Origin of the sequence: Chryseoglobus sp. 28M-23 (assembly GCF_014789785.1) — a bacterium.
Classification (GTDB): Bacteria; Actinomycetota; Actinomycetes; order Actinomycetales; family Microbacteriaceae; genus Microcella; species Microcella indica.
On record NZ_CP061846.1, the window covers coordinates 1164159 to 1182970 of the forward strand.

Sequence of the window (18812 nt, forward strand, 5' to 3'; positions counted from 1 at the left end):
ACGGCGAGGGCTGGAGCGCTACGAGGTGCGGAACGCCACGAGGGCCCCGCTCCACAACGGAACGAGGCCCTCGTGGTGCCGCGGGCGTGGCCCCGGCCGAGTCGGCAAGCTCGTGAGCGTCACTCGAACAGGCCGCCCAGCAGCGGGCCGGTGATAGTCAGCCCCAGCTCAGGGGTGGTGGCGAAGAAGACGAACAGCATCAGTGCAGCGCCAGCCAGGGCGACGTCCTTGAGGAACTGCGTCTGCTCCATCTGCTTGCTCTGCGGGTCGTCGACGTTCCAGAAGTTGTGCATCACCACGGCGGTCGGGACAAGGAAGACCACCAGCAGGAGTGCACCGAGGTCGGCCCAGACCCCTAGCAGCACCATCAGCGCACCCACCACGATCAGCACACCGGTGCCGATGACCGATCCGCGGGCCAACGGCACGCCCTTGCTTTGGGCGTATCCGGCCATCATCTGAATCTGGGTGAAGTGACCCCATCCGCTGCCCAGGAAGAGCACGGCAAACAACAGCCGCCCTATCAGCACTAGCCACTCCATCACGCCATCCTTCCAGCCGGCTCTTCAGCCAGCACGAATCGATTACTATTAGTAATTACGAAGCATAACCCAACTGCGCCACGCTGTAGATGCGGTCCTGACGAGGTGAGTCTCGTCGGCATCCTTGACATGATGCGCCGCGTTCTGTGATGGCGAGGGACCTACGTACTGTGATGGTGAGGGAAGATGATGGTGGTGAGGGAAGAGTTGGATGCGCGGCACTGCGCAAGGTTCCAGGAGTCGATCGAGTTCCTCGGGCGTCGGTGGACGGCCTCGATCCTGCGCCCCATGTTCTACGGGCCGGTCCGTTTCAGCGACCTGCTCGACGCGGTTCCGCACCTGTCGTCGCGTCTGCTCAGCCAGCGGCTCGAGGAGCTGTGCCGGGCTGGCGTGGTCATCCACCGGCCCAAGGTCGGCTGCCCGCGCTATGAGCTGACCGACATGGGGCGCGAGCTCGAGCACGTCTTCCTCGCGATCGAACGCTGGAACCGCAGCTGGACCGACGCCGAAGCCGAGGTGGCATCGGCCTGACCCGCTCATCAGGCCCGACCCTGCCAGCCGATCCTCGACCAGCCGGCCACCGGAGTCGATGGCGGCGATGCACTCAGCCGCTGTTCGGTCCAGCCCGCGCACCGGCGGGCACCGGCCCCGCACGATCTCTCGCACTCGGAAGCAGCGCTTCCTGGTAGCGAGGCGCGCCCGCCTGCGGCATCCTGTCCCCGCGCGGCCGCGCGGCCGCAGTGAGGAGCCCCGATGGCAACCCTGCTCAACCCCTATCTCGCCTTCGAACACGAAGCGCGCGAGGCGATGAACTCGAGGTGGGCGCCCGACCCGTTCATCGTGACGCCGAGTACGTCGCCGAGCACGTCGAACTCGGCTACGCCGTCACCGCGTACCGGGCACAAGGGGTCACGATCGAGACCGGGCATACCCTTGTCGAGCCCGGCGGGACGCGAGAGAACTTCTACCTCGCCATGATCCGCGGCCGACTCGGCAACACCGCCTACGTCTCGTTCAACCGCCCCGACGACGACCACATCCACCCGCCCACCCAGGACACCGCCGCGGTCGCGGCGCGCAAGGTGCTCGCCGGGGTGCTCCAGCACGTCGGCGCGGAACTCGCCGCCCGCCAGATGATCGCCGCCGAGCAGGACACCTGGAGCTCGGTCGCGCACTTCGCCGCCGAGTACGAGACCATCGCCGCCGCCGCACAATAGGGAGGTGGGAAGCCCTCGTGCGCCACCCGACTCACCGAGGCCGAAGCGGACGCGGCCATCGGATCGACCGCGTTTGGCGCGCTCGTCGCCTCACGCCCGCTCGACGATGCGGACGACGTAACCGCGGTGCTCCACGAACGGATGATCCGAGCCCCGACCCGAACGAACGGTGCCGGGCGCGTGCGCCAGCTCGCCACGCCCATCGCCTTACGTGGCGGGCGGTGGCCTCCCCGCGCTCACCAGCTCCGTCCGAAAACCCGTCCGTTTACCGCCCGTAGCCGTCCGTAAACGTCCAGAGATAGTCTGAGCCCCAGACGGCAGATGCCGCCTGGGGCTCAGTAAATTGCTGGGCTCAGAGACCGGAAGTGTGGCTCTGAGGGCCTCCCGGAATCAGACCCCGAAGTAGAGCTCGTACTCGAACGGGTGTGGGCGCTGCGCGAAGGGGAGGAGCTCCTTCTCGCGCTTGTACTCGATCCACGCCTCGATGACGTCCTTGGTGAAGACGCCACCCTGCAGCAGGAACTCGTGGTCGGCCTCGAGAGCGTCGAGAGCGGCATCCAGCGAGGCGGGCGCCTGCGGAATGCTCTTGGCCTCCTCGGGCGGCAGCTCGTAGAGGTCCTTGTCGACGGGCTCGTGCGGCTCGATCTTGTTGATGATGCCGTCGATGCCGGCCATCATCTGCGCCGCGAAGGCGAGGTACGGGTTGCCCGAGGCGTCCGGCGCGCGGAACTCGATGCGCTTGGCCTTGGGGTTCGTGCCCGTGATGGGGATGCGGATCGCGGCCGAGCGGTTGCCCGCCGAGTACACGAGGTTGACGGGAGCCTCGAAGCCCGGGATGAGGCGGTGGTAGGAGTTCACCGTGGGGTTGGTGAACGCCATGACCGACTTCGCGTGCTTGAGGAGACCGCCGATGTACCAGCGCGCGATGTCGCTGAGGCCGCCGTAGCCCGCCTCGTCGTAGAAGAGCGGCTCGCTGCCGTTCCACAGCGACTGGTGGGTGTGCATGCCCGAGCCGTTGTCGCCCATGAGGGGCTTCGGCATGAAGGTCGCAACCTTGCCCCACTCGAGGGCCGTGTTCTTGACGATGTACTTGAACTTCAGGATGTCGTCAGCTGCGGAGACCATCGTGTCGAACTTGTAGTTGATCTCGCCCTGACCGGCGGTACCGACCTCGTGGTGGCTGCGCTCGACGTCGAGGCCGACCTCGAGGAGCTTCATGACGATGTCGTCGCGCAGGTCGGCGTGCTGGTCGACGGGGGTGACGGGGAAGTAGCCGCCCTTGTACGGGGTCTTGTTGGCGAGGTTTCCGCCCTCTTCCGTGCGCCCGGTGTTCCAGGCGGCCTCGCTCGAGTCGACCTCGTAGTACGACTTGTTCTGCTTCACCTCGTACTTGACGTCGTCGAAGATGTAGAACTCGGCCTCGGGGGCGAAGAACGCCGTGTCGGCGATGCCCGTCGAGGCGAGGAACTTCTCCGCCTTCTTGGCGACCTGGCGCGGGTCGCGACCGTAGATCTCGCCCGTACGGGGGTTGTAGATGTCGAAGATCATGATGAGCGTGCGCTCGGTGCGGAAGGGGTCGACGTAGCACGTCGAGACGTCCGGGATGAGCTGCAGGTCAGACTCGTGGATCGACTGGAAGCCTCGGATGGACGAACCGTCGAAGAGCTGGCCGACGGTGAAGAAGTCCTCGTCGACCGTCGCGGCGGGGATGTTGAAGTGCTGCTGGACACCGGGAAGGTCGGTGAATCGGATGTCGAGGAACTTGACGTCCGTGTCCTTGATGAACTTCAGCACCTCGGAAGAATCACTGAACATGTGACTGATCTCCTGAGCTTTGGTACGGGAAAGGGGCGCGATCGCGCCGTGTCTCAAACCTAGGGGGCAGGGGTTTCCCTGCAGTGTCCCTTATGTTTCGGGGATGTTACGCCGAGCCTGGTTCACCCTGCGAGCACATTGGGCCCTGGATGCTCAGCCCACCGCCTGCGCGAACGCCTCCGTCGTCTCGGCGAGCGCGCGCATCGAGTCGGGGATGGGCCGGCCCTTCGCGACCATGGACTGCGCCCAGAGCCGCCCGGCGCGATAGCTGGAGCGCACGAGCGGACCCGCGAGCACGCCGAGGAAGCCGATCTCGTCGGCCTCCTGCTTGATCTCGACGAATTCCTCCGGCTTGACCCAGCGGTCGATCGGGTGGTGGCGCGCCGTCGGCCGCAGGTACTGCGTGATGGTGATGATGTCGGTGCCCGCGGCGTGCAGGTCGCGCAGGGCCTGCGAGACCTCCTCGCGCGTCTCGCCCATGCCGAGGATGAGGTTCGACTTCGTGATGAGCCCGTAGTCGCGCGCCTGGGTGATGACGTCGAGCGACCGCTCGTAGCGGAACGCCGGCCGAATGCGCTTGAAGATGCGCGGAACGGTCTCCACGTTGTGCGCGAAGACCTCGGGCCGGGAGTCGAAGACGACGCGCAGCAGGTCCGGGTTACCGCTGAAGTCGGTCGCGAGCAGCTCGACCCCCGTGCCGGGATTGAGCTCGTGGATCTGACGCACCGTCTCGGCGTGCAGCCACGCACCCTCGTCGGGCAGGTCGTCGCGCGCCACGCCCGTCACCGTCGCGTAGCGGAGGTTCATCTCGACGACCGACTCCGCGACGCGACGCGGCTCGTCGGTGTCGTAGTCGGCGGGCTTGCCCGTGTCGATCTGGCAGAAGTCGCAGCGACGCGTGCACTGGCTGCCCCCGATCAGGAAGGTCGCCTCGCGGTCCTCCCAGCACTCGTAGATGTTCGGGCAGCCGGCCTCCTGGCACACGGTGTGCAGCTGCTTCTCACCCACGAGAGCGCGCAGCGCGCTGAACTCGGGGCCCATCCTCGCGGTGGTCTTGATCCACTCGGGCTTCTTCTCGATGGGTGTCGCGGCGTTGCGCACCTCGAGCCGCAGCATCTTGCGACCCTCGGTGGGGGCGTGGGGCAGAGCGGTCATGCAGAAACCTCCTCGGTTCGGCCCACCGTGTCGAGCACGAGCGGGCGGAAATGGTGCTGGACGAGCGGGACGACATCGCCGGGCGTCACGGTGCGGCCGAGCTCGTGGGTGATGCTCGTCACTCCGGCATCGGCGAGCCCGCACGCGATGATCCGGCGGTAGGGCTCGAAGGAGTTGGAGCAGTTGAGAGCGAAGCCGTGCGACGTCACGCCCTGGGCGACGCGGATGCCGATCGCCGCGATCTTGTCGGTGCCGCGCATCCAGACCCCGCTGCGGCCGGGTACGCGATCGGCACCGACGATGCCGAGGTCGCCGAGGACGGCGATGAGCATGCCCTCGAGATGCCGCACGTACGCGACGACGTCGACGGGCTCCCGCAGGTGGACGATGGGGTAGCCGACGAGCTGGCCGGGGCCGTGCCAGGTGATCTTGCCCCCGCGATCCACGTCGATGACGGGCGTGCCGTCCGAGGGCCTCTCGTGGGGCTCGGTGCGCTTGCCCGCTGTGTAGACGCTCTCGTGCTCGAGCAGCATGACGGTATCGGGCGCCCGGCCCTCGACGACGGCGGCGTGCAGGGCACGCTGCTGCTCGAGACCCGACAGGTACGGCACGGAGTTGGCGCTTAGCCCCGTGACGACGTAGTCGATCACGAGGCCAGTGTACGTGCCGCGCTCCGGATCGTCTGCGAGCGGCCTCGCAGGCGAGCCCTCCTAGACTGCTGTCGTGACTCCCGATAGCGAGCTGCCCGACTGGCCGGGCCAGCGACTCGGGCTCCCCGAGAGCGGACCCCGCTCGGTCGCACGCATCGGCCGGCGCCTCGCGGCCATCGCGATCGACTGGGGCATCGCGGTGATCATCTCGGTCGCGTTCTTCGACTACGACCCGCTCGCGACGCTCGCGGTCTTCGTCGGCATGCAGATCCTGTTCACGGTCGTCGTCAACGCGAGCGTCGGCCACCTGCTGCTCGGGATGCGCGTCGTTCCCATGGCCGGAGGCCTCCTGGGCGTGTGGCGGCCGGTCGTGCGTGCCGCGCTCATCGCGCTCGTGCTGCCCGCGGTCTTCTGGAACGTGGACCAGCGCGGGCTGCATGATCGAGCCGCCGGCACGATCCTGCTGCGTCGCTGACCGGCAGGGTCGTGCTGTCGCCGGTCGGCCCGTGGAGTCAGGCGACTATCGCGGCTGGCGCGGTGCGCGAACCTTCGTCGGATCGATTCCCTTGGGGATCGGCAGGCTCGACGACTTGCTGAGGGAGCTCAGGCGGTTGTTGACGGCGAGCACCTCGGCCTTCGTGAGCGTCTTCTTGTGGCCGTTGAGGGTCTTTGCGAGGCGCTCGAGCTTGGTCGACTCGGCGTCGGGGCCGACGTGGACGAAGTGCACGGGCACGTTCGGCACGATGCGGTTGACGTTGCGCCGCTCGTCCTCGAGCATCCGGCGGGTGCGCGACTGCGGGCCCTCGCCGATGAGCACGACGCCCGGCTTGCCCACGGCGCGGTACACGGCGTCCTGGGTGCGGGGAGAGACCGTGACGGGCATCTCGCTCGCCTGCCAGGCGCGGCGCAGTGACGACTTGAGCACGGCGCCCACGGCGCCCGGCTGACCCTCGATCTGCCGGTACGCGACGCGTTCAGCGCGGCGTCCGAGCACGATGAGGAAGACGAGGAGCCCGCCCATGAGGCCGGCGACCACGTACAGGATGATGCCGATGACGTTGTCGCCGGAGAGCACGATGGCGAGCACGATGCCCGCGGCGAGGGGCAGGACGAAGCCGGCGATCATGAACCACAGCGACGCGGGGTCCATGCGGCGGGTCATGGTGAAGACCTGCCACATCTGCTTCATGCGGCCGGGCTCTTTGGGGGGAGTCGAGGAGGAGGTGCGTGCCATGGTCTCTAGGATAGGGCCCCGCGCTGAGGTTCTCGGCGGCTGCTCCTCCCGATCGATCGTCGACACGGCCCTCCTCCCCACGCAGACGTGCGCGGGTCGGCGCCGCGGCGTGTGTGCTCGACAGTGGGGGAATGGTGTCGAGCGAGCCGACGGCGCAGGTCGCGGGATACACGATCGTGCGCGTGCTCGCGCGCGGCCCTCGGGCCGTCCTCCTGCTCGCGCATCACGATGGGCAGCCGCGCGTGCTGCGCATCGTCGCGGAGGGGCACGACGTGGCTCAGCTGGACGGCGAGATCGACGCTCGCGCTCGGGCGGCCCAGGAGCACGCTGCGACGGTGCTCGATCTCGCGACGATCGACTCCGGCGCACCGGTCGTCGTGCTCGAGCACCTCTCCGGCCCGCGACTCGACGAGCTCCTCGCTGCCCGTAGGGGCGACCTGTCGGCGGGAGAGGCGGTCACGCTCATCGTGCCCGTGCTCGAGGCGGTGGCGTCGGCGCACGATCGCGGGCTCACCTTCGGCGGGCTCACGGCCGAGGGGATCCGGCTCCGGTCCGACGGAGCGCCGGTGATCACCCGGTTCAGTACAGCACGAGCGGGAGCCGTGCTTCCCGCGCACTTCCGAGGCCGCGTCGCCGAGTACGGTGTCGATCGCGACAGCGCCCTGTCTCTCGCCGCGCTCGTGGCGGGCCATGTCGCGGCTCCGTCGGGCGACGATCTCGTGGCGGCGCTCGAGGGCGGCCAGGCGGTCGACCTCGACCCCGGGTTCCGGTCCACGATCGCCGCGCTCTTCGACTGCGCAGAGCCCACTCCGGTGCGCTGCGCTCCGGGCTCACCGCTCGCGGGCGGCACCGGCGTGCGCGACCGTGGTGTGCTGGACCCCCCGGGCGCGGGGGAATCGGGTGCGCGGGCCCCGGGGCCGAATCACGGGGACGTGGCGCCACGGCCGCCCGAGCAGAGTCGGCTCGCCCCGCTCCTTCACCGTCTGGCTCTTCCCGACTCCCTCGTGCAGCCCGTGCTCGCGTTCGAGGCGCGGCTCGCGGCGCTCGGCGCAGCGGTGCGAGTGAGGCCGGGAGGGGGCGTGAAGCCCCGCACCGTCGCGCTCGGCGCTGCTGGCGGCGTCTCGGCGCTTCTTGCGCTGCTGCTCGTGGGCGCCGGAGCCCCTGACGAGGGTCCCGGGGCAACGGGAGCCCCGATCGCCTCCGCCTCGCCGCTCTCGGAGCAGCATGCGCTGCCTGAGGAGCCGACTCCCCACCGGGATGAGGGCGGCGAAGCGCCGGAGCGCCATCTCACTCCGGAACCAGAGCAATGGGTTGACGTCGTGGGCGACCTCGTCGAGCGCTGGCTGAGCTGTCGCGAGCGAGCAGCCGCGGCGACGTGCGCGCACGCGTCGACGCAGCCAGGGTCGTCGGCCGAGGCGGTCCTTCGCGCTCCGGGGGAGGGCTCAGTGACCGGTCTGCGGGGGTGGCTCGAGGGCGACCGCGAACTCGTCGTCGTCGAACGCATGGGGGCGGCCGTCATCGTGGATCTCGTCGGGCCGGAGACGACGACGGCCTCGCTCCTGCTGATGAGGAGCGAGGCCGGCTGGCGTCTTCGCGACGTGCTCGTGGAGCCGTCGGGAGGCTAGATCCCTAGGTCGCCGTCGAAGTCCGCCTCTTCGAGGCGCTCCTTGATCGCGGTCAGGAAGCGTGCAGCGTCGGCGCCGTCGATGATGCGGTGATCGTAGGAGAGTGCGAGGTACACCGTCGAGCGCACCGCGATCACGTCGGAGCCGTCGACCGTCATGACGACGGGCTTCTTGGTCACGACACCGGTGCCGAGAATGGCGACCTGCGGAAGGAACACGACGGGGGTGTCGAAGAGAGCGCCGCGCGAGCCCGTGTTCGTGAGCGTGAAGGTGCCGCCCGCGAGCTCGTCGGGCTTGAGCTTGTTGTCGCGCGTGCGCTCGGCGAGGTCGGCGATCTCGCGGGCGAGATCGGCGATCGACAGGTCGCCCGCGTTGCGGATGACGGGGGTCAGGAGCCCGCGCTCGGTGTCCACCGCGATGGAGAGGTTCTCCGACTCCGGGTAGACGATCGTGTCCTCCTCGACCGTCGCGTTGATGATCGGGAAGGCCTGCAGTGCCTCGGTCGTCGCCTTCGCGAAGAACGGCAGGAAGCTGAGCTTGAGGCCGGTCGCCGTGAGGAAGGTGTCCTTCACGGCAGTGCGGAGGGCGGCGACCTTCGTGACATCGACCTCGACGACGGTCGTGAGCTGCGCGGTCGACTGCATCGAGACGACGGCCCGCTCGGCGATGACCTTGCGCAGGCGCGACATGGACTCGCTCGTGCCGCGCAGCGGTGAGGCCTCGAGGGGCTTCCGCGTGGGCGCGCTCGCGGTCGCCGCGCCGCCACTCTGGGCGGCGTCGAGCACATCCTGCTTGCGGATGCGCCCGCCGACGCCGGTACCCGAGACGGTGGAGAGGTCGACGCCGCGCTCCTGAGCGAGCTTGCGCACGAGCGGCGTGATGTAGCCCGCGGCGCTCGCGTCAGGTGCACTGGCCTGTGCCGGTGCAGAGGGCTCTGCGGGTGCGGAGGGCTCGGCAGGAGCGCTCGGCTCGGCGGGCGCCGACTGCTGGGCCGGAGCAGACGGTGCAACCGGGGCGGACGGCTCGGCGGAAGCGGAGGGCTCGGCGGGAGCGGAGGGCTCGGCCGGAGCGGAGGGCTCCGCCGGGGCGGACGGCTCAGTGGGTGCGGATGGCTCAGCAGGTGCGCTGGGCTCCGGCGGGGCGGAGGGCTCGGCGGGAGCGGATGCGGCTGGTGCCGACTCTGCAGGCGCGGAGCCGCCCCCCTCGCCGTCACCGATGCGCACGAGCGCCGTACCCACCTCGACGGTCTCATCCTCGGCGACGAGGATCTCTTCGACCACGCCAGCGATGGGGGAGGGGATCTCCGTGTCGACCTTGTCGGTCGACACCTCGAGCAAGGGCTCGTCGACCTCGACGCGGTCTCCCACGTTCTTCAACCATCGGGTGACCGTGCCCTCGGTGACGCTCTCGCCGAGCGCCGGGAGGTTGACGGATTCGCTCATCAGTAGTTGCTCCTTCGAAGCCTTGAGTGTCTTTAGCCTAGTGACCGGTCTGCGGATCAGGCGCTGTGCAGGGGCTTGCCCGCGAGGGCGAGGAATGCCTCGCCGAGGGCCTCGTTCTGCGTGGGGTGCGCGTGCAGCAGCGGAGAGATGTCCTCGGGGTACGCGTCCCAGTTGACGATGAGCTGCGCTTCACCGATCTGCTCGCCCACGCGGGAGCCGATCATGTGCACGCCGACGACGGGGCCGTCCTTCACGCGGATGACCTTGATGATGCCGGAGGTCTCGAGAATGTGGCTCTTGCCGTTCCCGGCCAGGTTGTAGTCGTAGCTCGCGATGGCGTCGTCCCCATGCACCTCCTTGGCCTTCGCCTCGGTGAGGCCGACGGAGGCGACCTCGGGCTCGCTGTACGTGACCTTGGGCACGGTGACGTCGTCGATCACGACGGGCTTGAGCCCTGCGAGCTCCTCGGCCACGAAGATGCCGTGCTGGAAGCCTCGGTGGGCGAGCTGCAGACCGGGAACGATGTCGCCGACCGCGTACAGGCCCGGGATGCTCGTCTCGAGTCGCTCGTTGGTGAGCACGAAGCCGCGATCCATCGTGACCCCGACCTCCTCGAAGCCGAGGCCCGCGGTCGAGGGGCCGCGGCCGACGGCCACGAGCAGGATGTCCGCCTCGATCGTCGTGCCGTCGTCAAGCGTCACGACCACGCCGTTGTCATCCTGCGTCACGCCCTGGAATCGCTTGCCGAGCGTGAACTCGATGCCGCGCTTGCGGTAGGCGCGCTCGAAGAGCTTCGAGATCGCCTCGTCCTCCATGGGCACCAGGTGCGGCAGCGCCTCGATGATGTGAACCTCGGCACCGAAGGAGCGCCAGACGCTCGAGAACTCGACGCCGATGACGCCGCCGCCGAGGACGGCGACCTTCTTCGGCACGTGGTCGAGCTGGAGTGCCTGCTCGGAGGTGATGACGCGCCCGCCGATCTCGAGCCCGGGCAGGGTGCGCGAGTAGGAGCCGGTCGCGAGGACGACGTTCTTGCCCGTGATCGTGTCGTCGCCGACCTCCACCGTCGTCGGGGAGGTCAGTCGACCCTCGCCCTCGATGGTCGTGATGCCGCGCGCCTTGATGAGGCCCTGGAGTCCCTTGTGCTTGCTCGAGACGATCGATTCGCGGTACTTGGTGACGCCGGGAATGTCGATGCCCTCGAGGGTCGCGTTAATGCCGAACTGCGCGGAGTCCCTCGCCGCGTCGGCGATCTCGGCGGCGTGCAGCAGGGCCTTCGTCGGAATGCACCCGACGTGCAGGCACGTGCCGCCCACCTTGTTCTTCTCGATGAGGCCGACGCTCATGCCGAGCTGGCTGGCGCGCAGCGCGGCGGCATAGCCCCCGCTCCCGGCTCCGAGGACGACAAGGTCAAAATTCTGGTCCGACACCGGCAGGTACTCCCTCAATGATCAGGATTCTCGTGCGGAGGCCGACAAAAGAGTGTCGAGCGCCGGCCCGAGGCAGCGGGCGCAACTCTCGCGCCCGGGTGTCGAGCCTACTACTTGGCGGCGTAGGACTCTGCGAGGGCGATCAGCAGACGCACGGCTACACCCGACGGCCCCTTGGGCGTGTAGCCGTACGCGCCGGATCCGTTGTTGGCCGCGCCCGCGATATCGAGGTGGGCCCACGGGATGACCGGCGCGTCCTCCTCGTCGCTCGCGCGCCCGACGAACTCGCGCAGGAACACACCGGCCAGGAGCATGCCCGCCGCCGTGTTGCCCGGCTTCGCGTTGGCGATGTCGGCGACCTCGGTCGCGAGCAGCGGTCGCAGCTCGGCCGGCAGCGGCATGGGCCAGACGAGCTCGCCCGTGGCACTCGCCGCGCGCTGGACGCGCTCGATGAGCTCCTCATCACCCATGACGCCGGCGTAGCGCTCCCCGAGTGCGACCCGTGCGGCTCCCGTGAGCGTGGCGACGTCGATGATGGCGTCGGGGTGCTCCTCGCTCGCGCGCACGATGCCGTCGGCGAGCACGAGACGGCCCTCCGCATCGGTGTTGAGCACCTCGACGGTCTTGCCCCCGCGCATCGTGAGCACGTCGTTCGGGCGGATCGCCGTCGACGACGGAAGGTTCTCGGCGAGGCACAGCCACGCGGTCATGCGCAGCGGCACGCCGAGGCGGGCCGCTGCGATGATCGTGGCGAGCACCGTCGCGGCCCCCGTCATGTCGTACTTCATGCCCACCATCGAGGCGGCAGGCTTGAGCGACAGTCCGCCCGAGTCGAAGGTAATGCCTTTGCCGACGAGGGCGAGGTGCGGGGCATCCTCACCGGCGCGGTAGCGCACCGCGAGCAGTCTGGGGGGCCGGGAGGATCCCTGGCCGACGCCGAGGATGCCGCCGTAGCCGCCCTCGCGCAGCTCGTCGACGCCCCACTCCTCGAGCTCGAGGTCGAGGCCGTCGGTGAGCTCGCGGGCGCGCTCCACGAAGCTCGCGGGGTAGAGGTCGTTCGGCGGCTGGTTGACGAGATCGCGCACGATCGTGACGGCTTCCGAGGTGATGGCGGCGCGCTCGGCGGCCTCGTTCGCTCCCGGCACGCTCGTGACGACGGTCACCTCGGTGAGAGTGGATGCTGGCGCCGTCGCTGTCCGAGCGACGTACTTGTATCCGCCGAGAGCGGCACCCTCGAGCACCGCCTGGGTGTCGTCGAGGGTCTCGGTGGGAAGGGCGAGCGCGAGGCGGGCGGCATCGCTTGCGGCGCGCGCGGCCGACCCAGCGGCGGATCGCAGCGAGTCGGGGGTGGGCGCGGTACTGCCCAGGCCGACGAGCAGCACGCTGCGGGCCGACACGCCCTCGGGAGACGAGAGGCGCTGGGTGGTGTCCACGGCCCCTGTGACGCCGACCGCCGTCAAGTCGTCCGTGCTGAGTGTGGATCCGCCGAGGGGCGACTCGCCCGCGAGGCGAGGGCCGTCCACGGTAGCGAGCACCCCCACCACGAGCACGTCGGCGTCGAGATCGGCGGGGGAGAGGTCGGTCGTGGAGAGCGTGGGGGAGGGCATCCGGCCATGGTATCGACGCAGCCGGGGCTCTCCTGGACGCGGTGGTCGGGGTGTTCGCTCAGGGCGCTCGCCCGTGGTGCCGGGCGTTCAGGGCGCCGCCCTACCATGGAGGCATGCGATCGCCGGACGAGCTCTACACCGTCATCCTGCGGGAGGACGAGGTGCCTGCCGGGCTGCCGCTCGTCGTCGGGCTCACCGGCTTCGCGGACGCCGGCGGTGCCGTGGGCCAGGTCTCCGAGTACCTCGTCGACGAGCTGAGTCATCGCGACGTCGTCGTGTTCGACAACGACGAGCTGCTGGACTACCGCGCCAGGCGACCCGTGCTGTTCTTCGACGAGACCCGGCTGACAGAGTTCCGCAAGCCCTCGCTCGCCCTGCGACTCGCGCAGGACGACGTCGGCTCGCCCTTTCTCCTCCTCACCGGCTACGAGCCCGACTTCCAGTGGGAGCGGTTCACGCAGGCGGTCGAGCAGCTCATCGCGCGGTACGGCATCGCGTCGACGACATGGGTGCACGCGATCCCCATGCCCGTGCCGCACACGCGGCCCATCGGCGTGACCGTCAGCGGCAATCGGGAGGACCTCATCGAGACCCTCTCCGTGTGGCGACCGCGCACGCAGGTTCCCGGCAACGCGCTGCACCTGCTCGAGTACCGGCTCACCGAGAGCGACCACCCGCTCGCCGGGTTCGTCCTCCTCGTGCCGCACTACCTGGCCGACACCGAGTTCCCGTCCGCGGCGGTGACGGCGCTCGAGAGCATCACGGCCGCCACGGGCCTGCTCTTCCCCACGGACCAGCTGCGGGAGGACGGGCGCGAGTTCCTCGCCAAGATCGAGGGCCAGGTGGAGGGCAACGCCGAACTCGCGCGTATGGTCGGCACGCTCGAGGAGCGTCATGACAGCTATATGGAGGACAACCCGCTGCGGTCACCGCTCATGGACGAGGACGGCGAACTGCCCACTGCCGACTCGATCGCGGCCGAGCTCGAGAAGTTCCTCGCGTTCCGTCGCGGCAGCGACGACGACCGCGGCGACCGCTGACGCGGTCGCTCCGCACGGTGGCGTGACCCGCCGACTCTAGGCTGTCGGTGTGGATTCCCGCCGCGCGATCGTCGTCCTCGTCATCGCGTGCCTCGCCTACGTCGTCGCGATCCTCCAACGCACCTCGATCGGCGTCGTCGGTGTCGACGCGACGACGCGGTTCTCGATCGACGCGACCGCGCTCTCCACCCTCGCCGTCCTTCAGCTCGGCGTCTACGCATCTCTGCAGATTCCGGTCGGTGTGCTCATCGATCGCTTCGGCCCCCGCGTGCTCATCGTCGCCGGCGCCCTGTCTATGGCGCTCGGGCAGGCCGCGGTGGGTCTCGCGAGCGATCTGGGGCTCGCGGTCGTCGGCCGTGTACTCGTCGGGGCCGGCGACGCGATGACGTTCCTGTCAGTACTGCGGCTGCTGGGCGCGTGGTTCTCACCGCGGCGACTGCCTCAGCTGCAGCAGTGGGTGGGAACCCTCGGGCAGTCCGGCCAGCTGCTCTCAGCCGTTCCCTTCGCGGGTCTCCTCGGGCTGGCAGGCTGGACCACGGCCTTCCTCTCTGCGGCCTCGCTCTCGCTCCTTGCGGGCCTGCTCGTGACCGTGGCTGTCCGGGACGCGCCGTCCGGCCACGTCGATGAGCGCGCGCTCACGGTGCGTATCGCGTTCACGCGGCTGGCGGAGGCGCTTCGCCGGCCTGGCACACGACTGGGGTTCTGGGCGCACGCGGTCACGCAGTCCTCGCCCACCATGTTCGTGCTGCTGTGGGGCTATCCGTTCCTGTCGGTAGGGCTCGGGTACAGTCGCGAGGTGACGGGCTGGCTTCTCGGACTCATCGTCCTGGCAGGGGCACTCGCGGGGCCGGTCATCGGGTTGCTCTCCGCACGATTCCCGCTGCGCCGGTCGAGCATCGTGCTCGGCATCGTGGCGATGACCGCGATCGCGTGGGCTGCGCTGCTGCTGCCCGAGAACCCGCCACCTCTGCCCGCGGTCATCGTCTTCCTCACGATCCTCGCCGTGGGCGGACCCGGGTCGCTCATCGGCTTCGACTTCGCGCGCACCTTCAACCCGTCAGCCAGTCACGGCGCGGCCACGGGCTTCGTGAACGTCGGTGGGTTCGTGACGACTCTCGTGCTCGTGCTCGTCGTGGGCCTCGCGCTCGACGCCGTGAGCGGTGGGACGACGCCGGCGGAGCTGTACGCCTGGCAGAACTGGCGTGTCGCGTTCGCCGTGCAGTACCCGATCATCGGCCTCGCGGTCATCGGTCTCATCGCCGCCCGGCGTCGGACGCGGCGGAGGCTCGTCGAGGAGGAGGGCATCGCGGTCGCGCCGCTGTGGACGGCGCTCGTCGTGAACTGGCGTCGGCGTGGCGGCCGGAGGCGCGGCTGAGTGCACGATGGTCGGGCCGGGCCCCGGCGCGTGCAATAATAAGTCCTCACGACCCAGTCGGTCGACGAAGCATCCCAGAAGCCCTGAGCTTCTCGAGGAGTTCGCGACTTGACATGGGTCGTTGTACTGCCCGGAGAACGCGGAAAGAAGGGGCCCATGGCTACCCGAACAACCACCACGCCCGCGAAGAAGAAGGCCGCCTCGTCGTCCGACGACGCGAAGACCACGACTGCGACGAAGGCTGCTGCCACGAAGGCGCCTGCCAAGAAGGCGCCGGCGAAGAAGGCTGCCGCTCCCGCGAGCACCGCGACGAAGACCGCTGCGACGAAGAGCTCTGCGCCCAAGGACCCCGCGGCGAAGACCGCATCCACGGCCACCAAGAAGCCTGCCGCCTCGAAGGCCTCCGGTGCGACGACCACCAAGCCTTCGCGTACCAAGAAGGCCACGTCTGCGGCTGGCTCCTCGGCGGGCTCGGATGACGACGAGGAGGAGACTTCGACGGCTGCCGTGGCAGACAGCACGGACGCTCCCGAGAGCGCGGACGATACGGGCGATGCCGAGGAGGGCGCGGACGACGACGGCGACAAGGCCGCTGCGGGCCCGCTGCCGACCGGCGCGATCGTGCTCAGCAACACTGAGGACGACGAGGTGCCGGTCTACTCGACGACCATCACGGGTGCGACCGCGGACCCCGTCAAGGACTACCTCAAGCAGATCGGCAAGGTTCCCCTCCTCAACGCCGCGGAAGAGGTCGAGCTCGCCATGCGCATCGAGGCCGGACTCTTCGCCGAGGAGAAGCTCTCCTCCATGACGGAGAAGGAGAAGCGCACGGCGGCGGGGCGCGACCTCGCCTGGGTCGCCCGGGATGGTCAGCGGGCCAAGAACCACCTGCTGGGCGCCAACCTCCGCCTCGTCGTCTCCCTGGCCAAGCGCTACACCGGCCGCGGCATGCAGTTCCTGGACCTCATCCAAGAGGGCAACCTGGGCCTCATCCGCGCCGTCGAGAAGTTCGACTACACCAAGGGCTTCAAGTTCTCGACCTATGCGACGTGGTGGATCCGCCAGGCGATCACGCGCGCGATGGCCGACCAGGCGCGCACCATCCGCATCCCCGTTCACATGGTCGAGGTCATCAACAAGCTCGCCAGGGTGCAGCGCCAGATGCTGCAGGATCTCGGTCGAGAGCCCACCCCGGAGGAGCTGAGCCGGGAGCTCGACATGACCCCCGAGAAGGTCATCGAGGTGCAGAAGTACGGCCGCGAGCCGATCTCGCTGCACACGCCCCTCGGTGAGGACGGCGACAGCGAGTTCGGTGACCTCATCGAGGACACCGAGGCGGTCGTGCCGGCCGACGCAGTCGGCTTCACGATGCTGCAGAAGCAGCTCGAGAGCCTCCTCGACTCCCTCTCGGAGCGCGAGGCTGGGGTCATCCGCATGCGCTTCGGTCTCGGAGACGGCATGCCGAAGACGCTTGACCAGATCGGGGACACCTTCGGCGTGACGCGTGAGCGCATTCGCCAGATAGAGTCCAAGACCATGGCGAAGCTGCGCCACCCCTCGCGCTCGCAGGCACTGCGCGACTACCTCGAATAGGAAGCGCGACTCCATGGCAGGCGAACCCAACGAGGGCAAGGCGCTCGACGTCGATGTGGCCGGGCAGCGCGTGCGGCGCATCCCGATCAAGACGCACGTCGTGACGACGGACGACGACATCGTCGAGGTTGTCACGCGCTATGCGAGCCCGGTGATCGAGCCTGGCGATCTTCTCTTCGTGACCGAGAAGATCGTGGCCATCGCGCAGGGTCGTTCCTACGCGGTCGACTCGATCGAGGCTCGCCCGCTCGCGCACTGGCTTTCGCGGCGCGTGACGAAGACCTCGCACGGCATTGGCCTCGGGATACCCGAGACCATGGAAATGGCACTGCGCGAGTGCGGCACGGCGCGCATCGTGTTCGCCGCCGGCGTGGCCGCCGTCACGAAGGCCCTCGGACGACGGGGCGACTTCTACCGCATCGCGGGGTCCAAGGCCCGCGGCATCGACGGACCCACGTCGGGCACGATTCCTCCCTACAACACGCAGGTCGTGCTCGTACCGGAGAGACCTCGCCAGGTCGCGCGCGACCTCCAAGAGGCTCTGGCGACCGTCGCACCCGTAGATGTCGCCGTGGTCGACATCAACGACTTCGGCGGCAACATTCTGGGGTCGACCCTCGACGCGGCGGGGGAGCGTCGCCTCGTGAGCATCCTCGCCGACAATCCGCTCGGTCAGGGGCACCAGAGCACGCCACTCGGCGTCGTCCGCTTCGTCAGTGCTTAGGAGCCGATCGGCCTAGAAGCCGATCGCCTCGCGGTACACCGGCAGCAGGCCCGTGCGCACGCCCGTCGCCGTCGGCTTGAGCTGGAACACGCCGGTGTTGTAGTTGCCCTCCACGACGACGGGGCCCTCCGGTGTGATCGCGATGTCCCAGCCGACGTAGGGGATCTCCGGCACCTCGCGAGCGAGGGAGTCGGCGAGCCGTCCGACCGCATCCCACTGGGGAACCTGGAAGCCGAGGATCGAGGCTCCCGTGAGGGGGTGCACGCTGAAGACTCCGCCGAACTCGTCGAAGGCGGGGTACCGGGCGACGCCGTCGGCGTCGAGGATCGTGTACATGCCGCCGCCGCTGAAGTTGTCGATGTCGCCGCCGTTGCCCATCTTGAGCACGCGCACGAGCGTGCGCACCTCGTCGCCGTCGCGGAAGGTGACGATTCTCAGGGTGTTGACGCTCGTGGGGCACAACCGGGCCATCTCGGCGTCCTGCGTGAGGAACTCCTCGAGGAGGAACTGACGGCGCTCGAGGCGTGCACGGCGGAACTCGGCCGGGTCCGAGAGGGCGACGGCCGTGTCGAAGGACTCCACGCCGTCGCCACCCAGACTGTCGGGAACCTTCGCCATGACGCGGTCGTGAGACCGGAGGAACGCGCCGAGCGCGTCATCGCTCGCCGTTCGCAGATCGAGCCACGCCCGGCCGATGTAGTCAGCGAAGCGGGCGTTGAAGAGCGACTTGTCGCTGAACTGCGGTCGATGCTCGACCGCGTTGAGCTTCTGGGCGAGGTGGTTCGACTTCGGGTGCGTCATGAACGTGCGCCGCTCGCGCCGGTTCAGCGCGTGGAAGTCCCAGTCGAAGTAGTCCTGGAAGGCAGCCTCGTGCCGCACCGCGCACCACAGCATGTCGAGCGCGATGAGCGGTCGAGCGCGCCCCGTGCTGCGGGAGAGCTGTTCCGAGAGAGTCGCGAGCTTGCTCGATCGGACCGCCCGCGCCCTTGCCGCCAGGTAGCGTGCACGGCGCGCCAGCCCGAGGGATGCCGCCACTCAGGCGTCGTTCTCGTCGTGCAGCCGGCTCGACTCGTCGTGCCAGGCGAGGGCGGAGCCGACGAGCTTCTCCTTGAAGCGCGAGGCGTGGTGAGCGCAGAACAGCAGCTCACCCGTCGCCAGAGTCACGCGCACGTACGCCTGCGCGCCGCAGCTGTCGCAGCGGTCGAGCCCCGTCAGGGGTGCGGTCGACGCGAGGTTCGGGCTCTCGGTGGTGATCTGCGTCATGGTGTGCCTCGTGCCTTCCCTCATCAAGTCGAGTCGCTTCTCATCGGATCGCTCGGGTGTTCGGACGATCGTCGAGTCGGTCGATGCTCCATTGCACCAC

18 protein-coding genes are annotated in these 18812 nt (G+C 69.0%); 8 read left to right on the forward strand and 10 right to left on the reverse strand.

The genetic code is table 11. From position 1 onward, the window contains the following. Nucleotides 1-119 precede the first annotated feature (119 nt). On the reverse strand, nt 120-542 hold the full coding sequence (locus IE160_RS05665; RefSeq protein ID WP_179873711.1) for a DoxX family protein: 423 nt from the start codon (nt 540-542) through the stop codon (nt 120-122). 288 nt (nt 543-830) lie between these two features. Here IE160_RS05665 and IE160_RS05670 point away from each other — a divergent pair, with 288 nt between their 5' ends. Both IE160_RS05670 and IE160_RS05675 read left to right on the forward strand, forming a co-directional pair. Next, nucleotides 831-1073 carry a winged helix-turn-helix transcriptional regulator gene (locus IE160_RS05670; protein ID WP_179873712.1) on the forward strand — a complete coding sequence of 81 codons (243 nt, stop codon included), beginning with the start codon at nt 831-833 and terminating at the stop codon, nt 1071-1073. Between the two features lie 287 nt (nt 1074-1360). Next, on the forward strand, nt 1361-1759 hold the full coding sequence (locus tag IE160_RS05675; RefSeq protein WP_191151891.1) for a hypothetical protein: 399 nt from the start codon (nt 1361-1363) through the stop codon (nt 1757-1759). Nucleotides 1760-2149: 390 nt separating this feature from the next. Here the strand turns inward: IE160_RS05675 and glnA are convergent, their stop codons facing one another. The 3 genes from glnA to lipB all read right to left on the reverse strand — a co-directional run bounded on the left by glnA (nt 2150) and on the right by lipB (nt 5379). After that, nucleotides 2150-3574 (reverse strand): type I glutamate--ammonia ligase, encoded by a 1425-nt coding sequence (gene glnA, locus IE160_RS05680; protein WP_179873714.1) that lies wholly within the window; start codon nt 3572-3574, stop codon nt 2150-2152. A gap of 153 nt (nt 3575-3727) precedes the next feature. Then, nucleotides 3728-4729, reverse strand: a complete 1002-nt coding sequence (lipA, locus tag IE160_RS05685; RefSeq protein WP_179873715.1) for a lipoyl synthase — start codon at nt 4727-4729, stop codon at nt 3728-3730. After that, a complete protein-coding gene (lipB, locus tag IE160_RS05690) occupies nt 4726-5379 on the reverse strand; it encodes a lipoyl(octanoyl) transferase LipB (protein ID WP_179873716.1) in 654 nt (217 codons plus the stop codon). The genes lipA and lipB overlap by 4 nt, the downstream gene beginning before the upstream one ends. A gap of 73 nt (nt 5380-5452) precedes the next feature. Between lipB and IE160_RS05695 the strand changes: the two genes are divergently transcribed. Continuing rightward, nucleotides 5453-5854, forward strand: coding sequence for an RDD family protein (locus IE160_RS05695; protein ID WP_191151892.1), 402 nt, complete (start codon nt 5453-5455; stop codon nt 5852-5854). Nucleotides 5855-5899: 45 nt separating this feature from the next. On the opposite strand, the gene IE160_RS05700 is transcribed toward IE160_RS05695, so the two are convergent. Next, nucleotides 5900-6613 carry a DUF4191 domain-containing protein gene (locus tag IE160_RS05700; RefSeq protein WP_179873718.1) on the reverse strand — a complete coding sequence of 238 codons (714 nt, stop codon included), beginning with the start codon at nt 6611-6613 and terminating at the stop codon, nt 5900-5902. A gap of 131 nt (nt 6614-6744) precedes the next feature. Between IE160_RS05700 and IE160_RS05705 the strand changes: the two genes are divergently transcribed. Continuing rightward, entirely contained in the window at nt 6745-8238 is a 1494-nt protein-coding gene (locus tag IE160_RS05705; RefSeq protein ID WP_191151893.1) for a serine/threonine-protein kinase, read from the forward strand. Here the strand turns inward: IE160_RS05705 and sucB are convergent. The 3 genes from sucB to IE160_RS05720 all read right to left on the reverse strand — a co-directional run bounded on the left by sucB (nt 8235) and on the right by IE160_RS05720 (nt 12717). Then, nucleotides 8235-9680 (reverse strand): 2-oxoglutarate dehydrogenase, E2 component, dihydrolipoamide succinyltransferase, encoded by a 1446-nt coding sequence (sucB, locus tag IE160_RS05710; RefSeq protein WP_191151894.1) that lies wholly within the window; start codon nt 9678-9680, stop codon nt 8235-8237. The two genes, IE160_RS05705 and sucB, sit on opposite strands and share 4 nt — an antisense overlap. Before the next feature lie 56 nt (nt 9681-9736). Next, complete coding sequence (gene lpdA, locus IE160_RS05715) at nt 9737-11110, reverse strand: dihydrolipoyl dehydrogenase (RefSeq protein WP_191151991.1); 1374 nt, start codon at nt 11108-11110, stop codon at nt 9737-9739. Between the two features lie 110 nt (nt 11111-11220). After that, nucleotides 11221-12717, reverse strand: a complete 1497-nt coding sequence (locus IE160_RS05720; RefSeq protein ID WP_191151895.1) for a leucyl aminopeptidase — start codon at nt 12715-12717, stop codon at nt 11221-11223. Nucleotides 12718-12830: 113 nt separating this feature from the next. Between IE160_RS05720 and IE160_RS05725 the strand changes: the two genes are divergently transcribed. The 4 genes from IE160_RS05725 to IE160_RS05740 all read left to right on the forward strand — a co-directional run bounded on the left by IE160_RS05725 (nt 12831) and on the right by IE160_RS05740 (nt 17449). After that, nucleotides 12831-13757 carry a proteasome assembly chaperone family protein gene (locus IE160_RS05725; RefSeq protein ID WP_179873722.1) on the forward strand — a complete coding sequence of 309 codons (927 nt, stop codon included), beginning with the start codon at nt 12831-12833 and terminating at the stop codon, nt 13755-13757. Nucleotides 13758-13806: 49 nt separating this feature from the next. Further along, nucleotides 13807-15132, forward strand: coding sequence for an MFS transporter (locus tag IE160_RS05730; RefSeq protein WP_191151896.1), 1326 nt, complete (start codon nt 13807-13809; stop codon nt 15130-15132). Between the two features lie 156 nt (nt 15133-15288). Then, nucleotides 15289-16725 carry an RNA polymerase sigma factor gene (locus IE160_RS05735; RefSeq protein WP_191151897.1) on the forward strand — a complete coding sequence of 479 codons (1437 nt, stop codon included), beginning with the start codon at nt 15289-15291 and terminating at the stop codon, nt 16723-16725. Nucleotides 16726-16738: 13 nt separating this feature from the next. Further along, nucleotides 16739-17449 (forward strand): coenzyme F420-0:L-glutamate ligase, encoded by a 711-nt coding sequence (locus IE160_RS05740; protein ID WP_191151898.1) that lies wholly within the window; start codon nt 16739-16741, stop codon nt 17447-17449. Nucleotides 17450-17461: 12 nt separating this feature from the next. Here IE160_RS05740 and IE160_RS05745 read toward each other — a convergent pair whose 3' ends face one another. Beyond that, entirely contained in the window at nt 17462-18484 is a 1023-nt protein-coding gene (locus tag IE160_RS05745) for a sugar-transfer associated ATP-grasp domain-containing protein (protein ID WP_191151899.1), read from the reverse strand. After that, nucleotides 18485-18712, reverse strand: coding sequence for a DUF7455 domain-containing protein (locus IE160_RS05750; protein WP_152582935.1), 228 nt, complete (start codon nt 18710-18712; stop codon nt 18485-18487). Between the last annotated feature and the right edge of the window lie 100 nt (nt 18713-18812).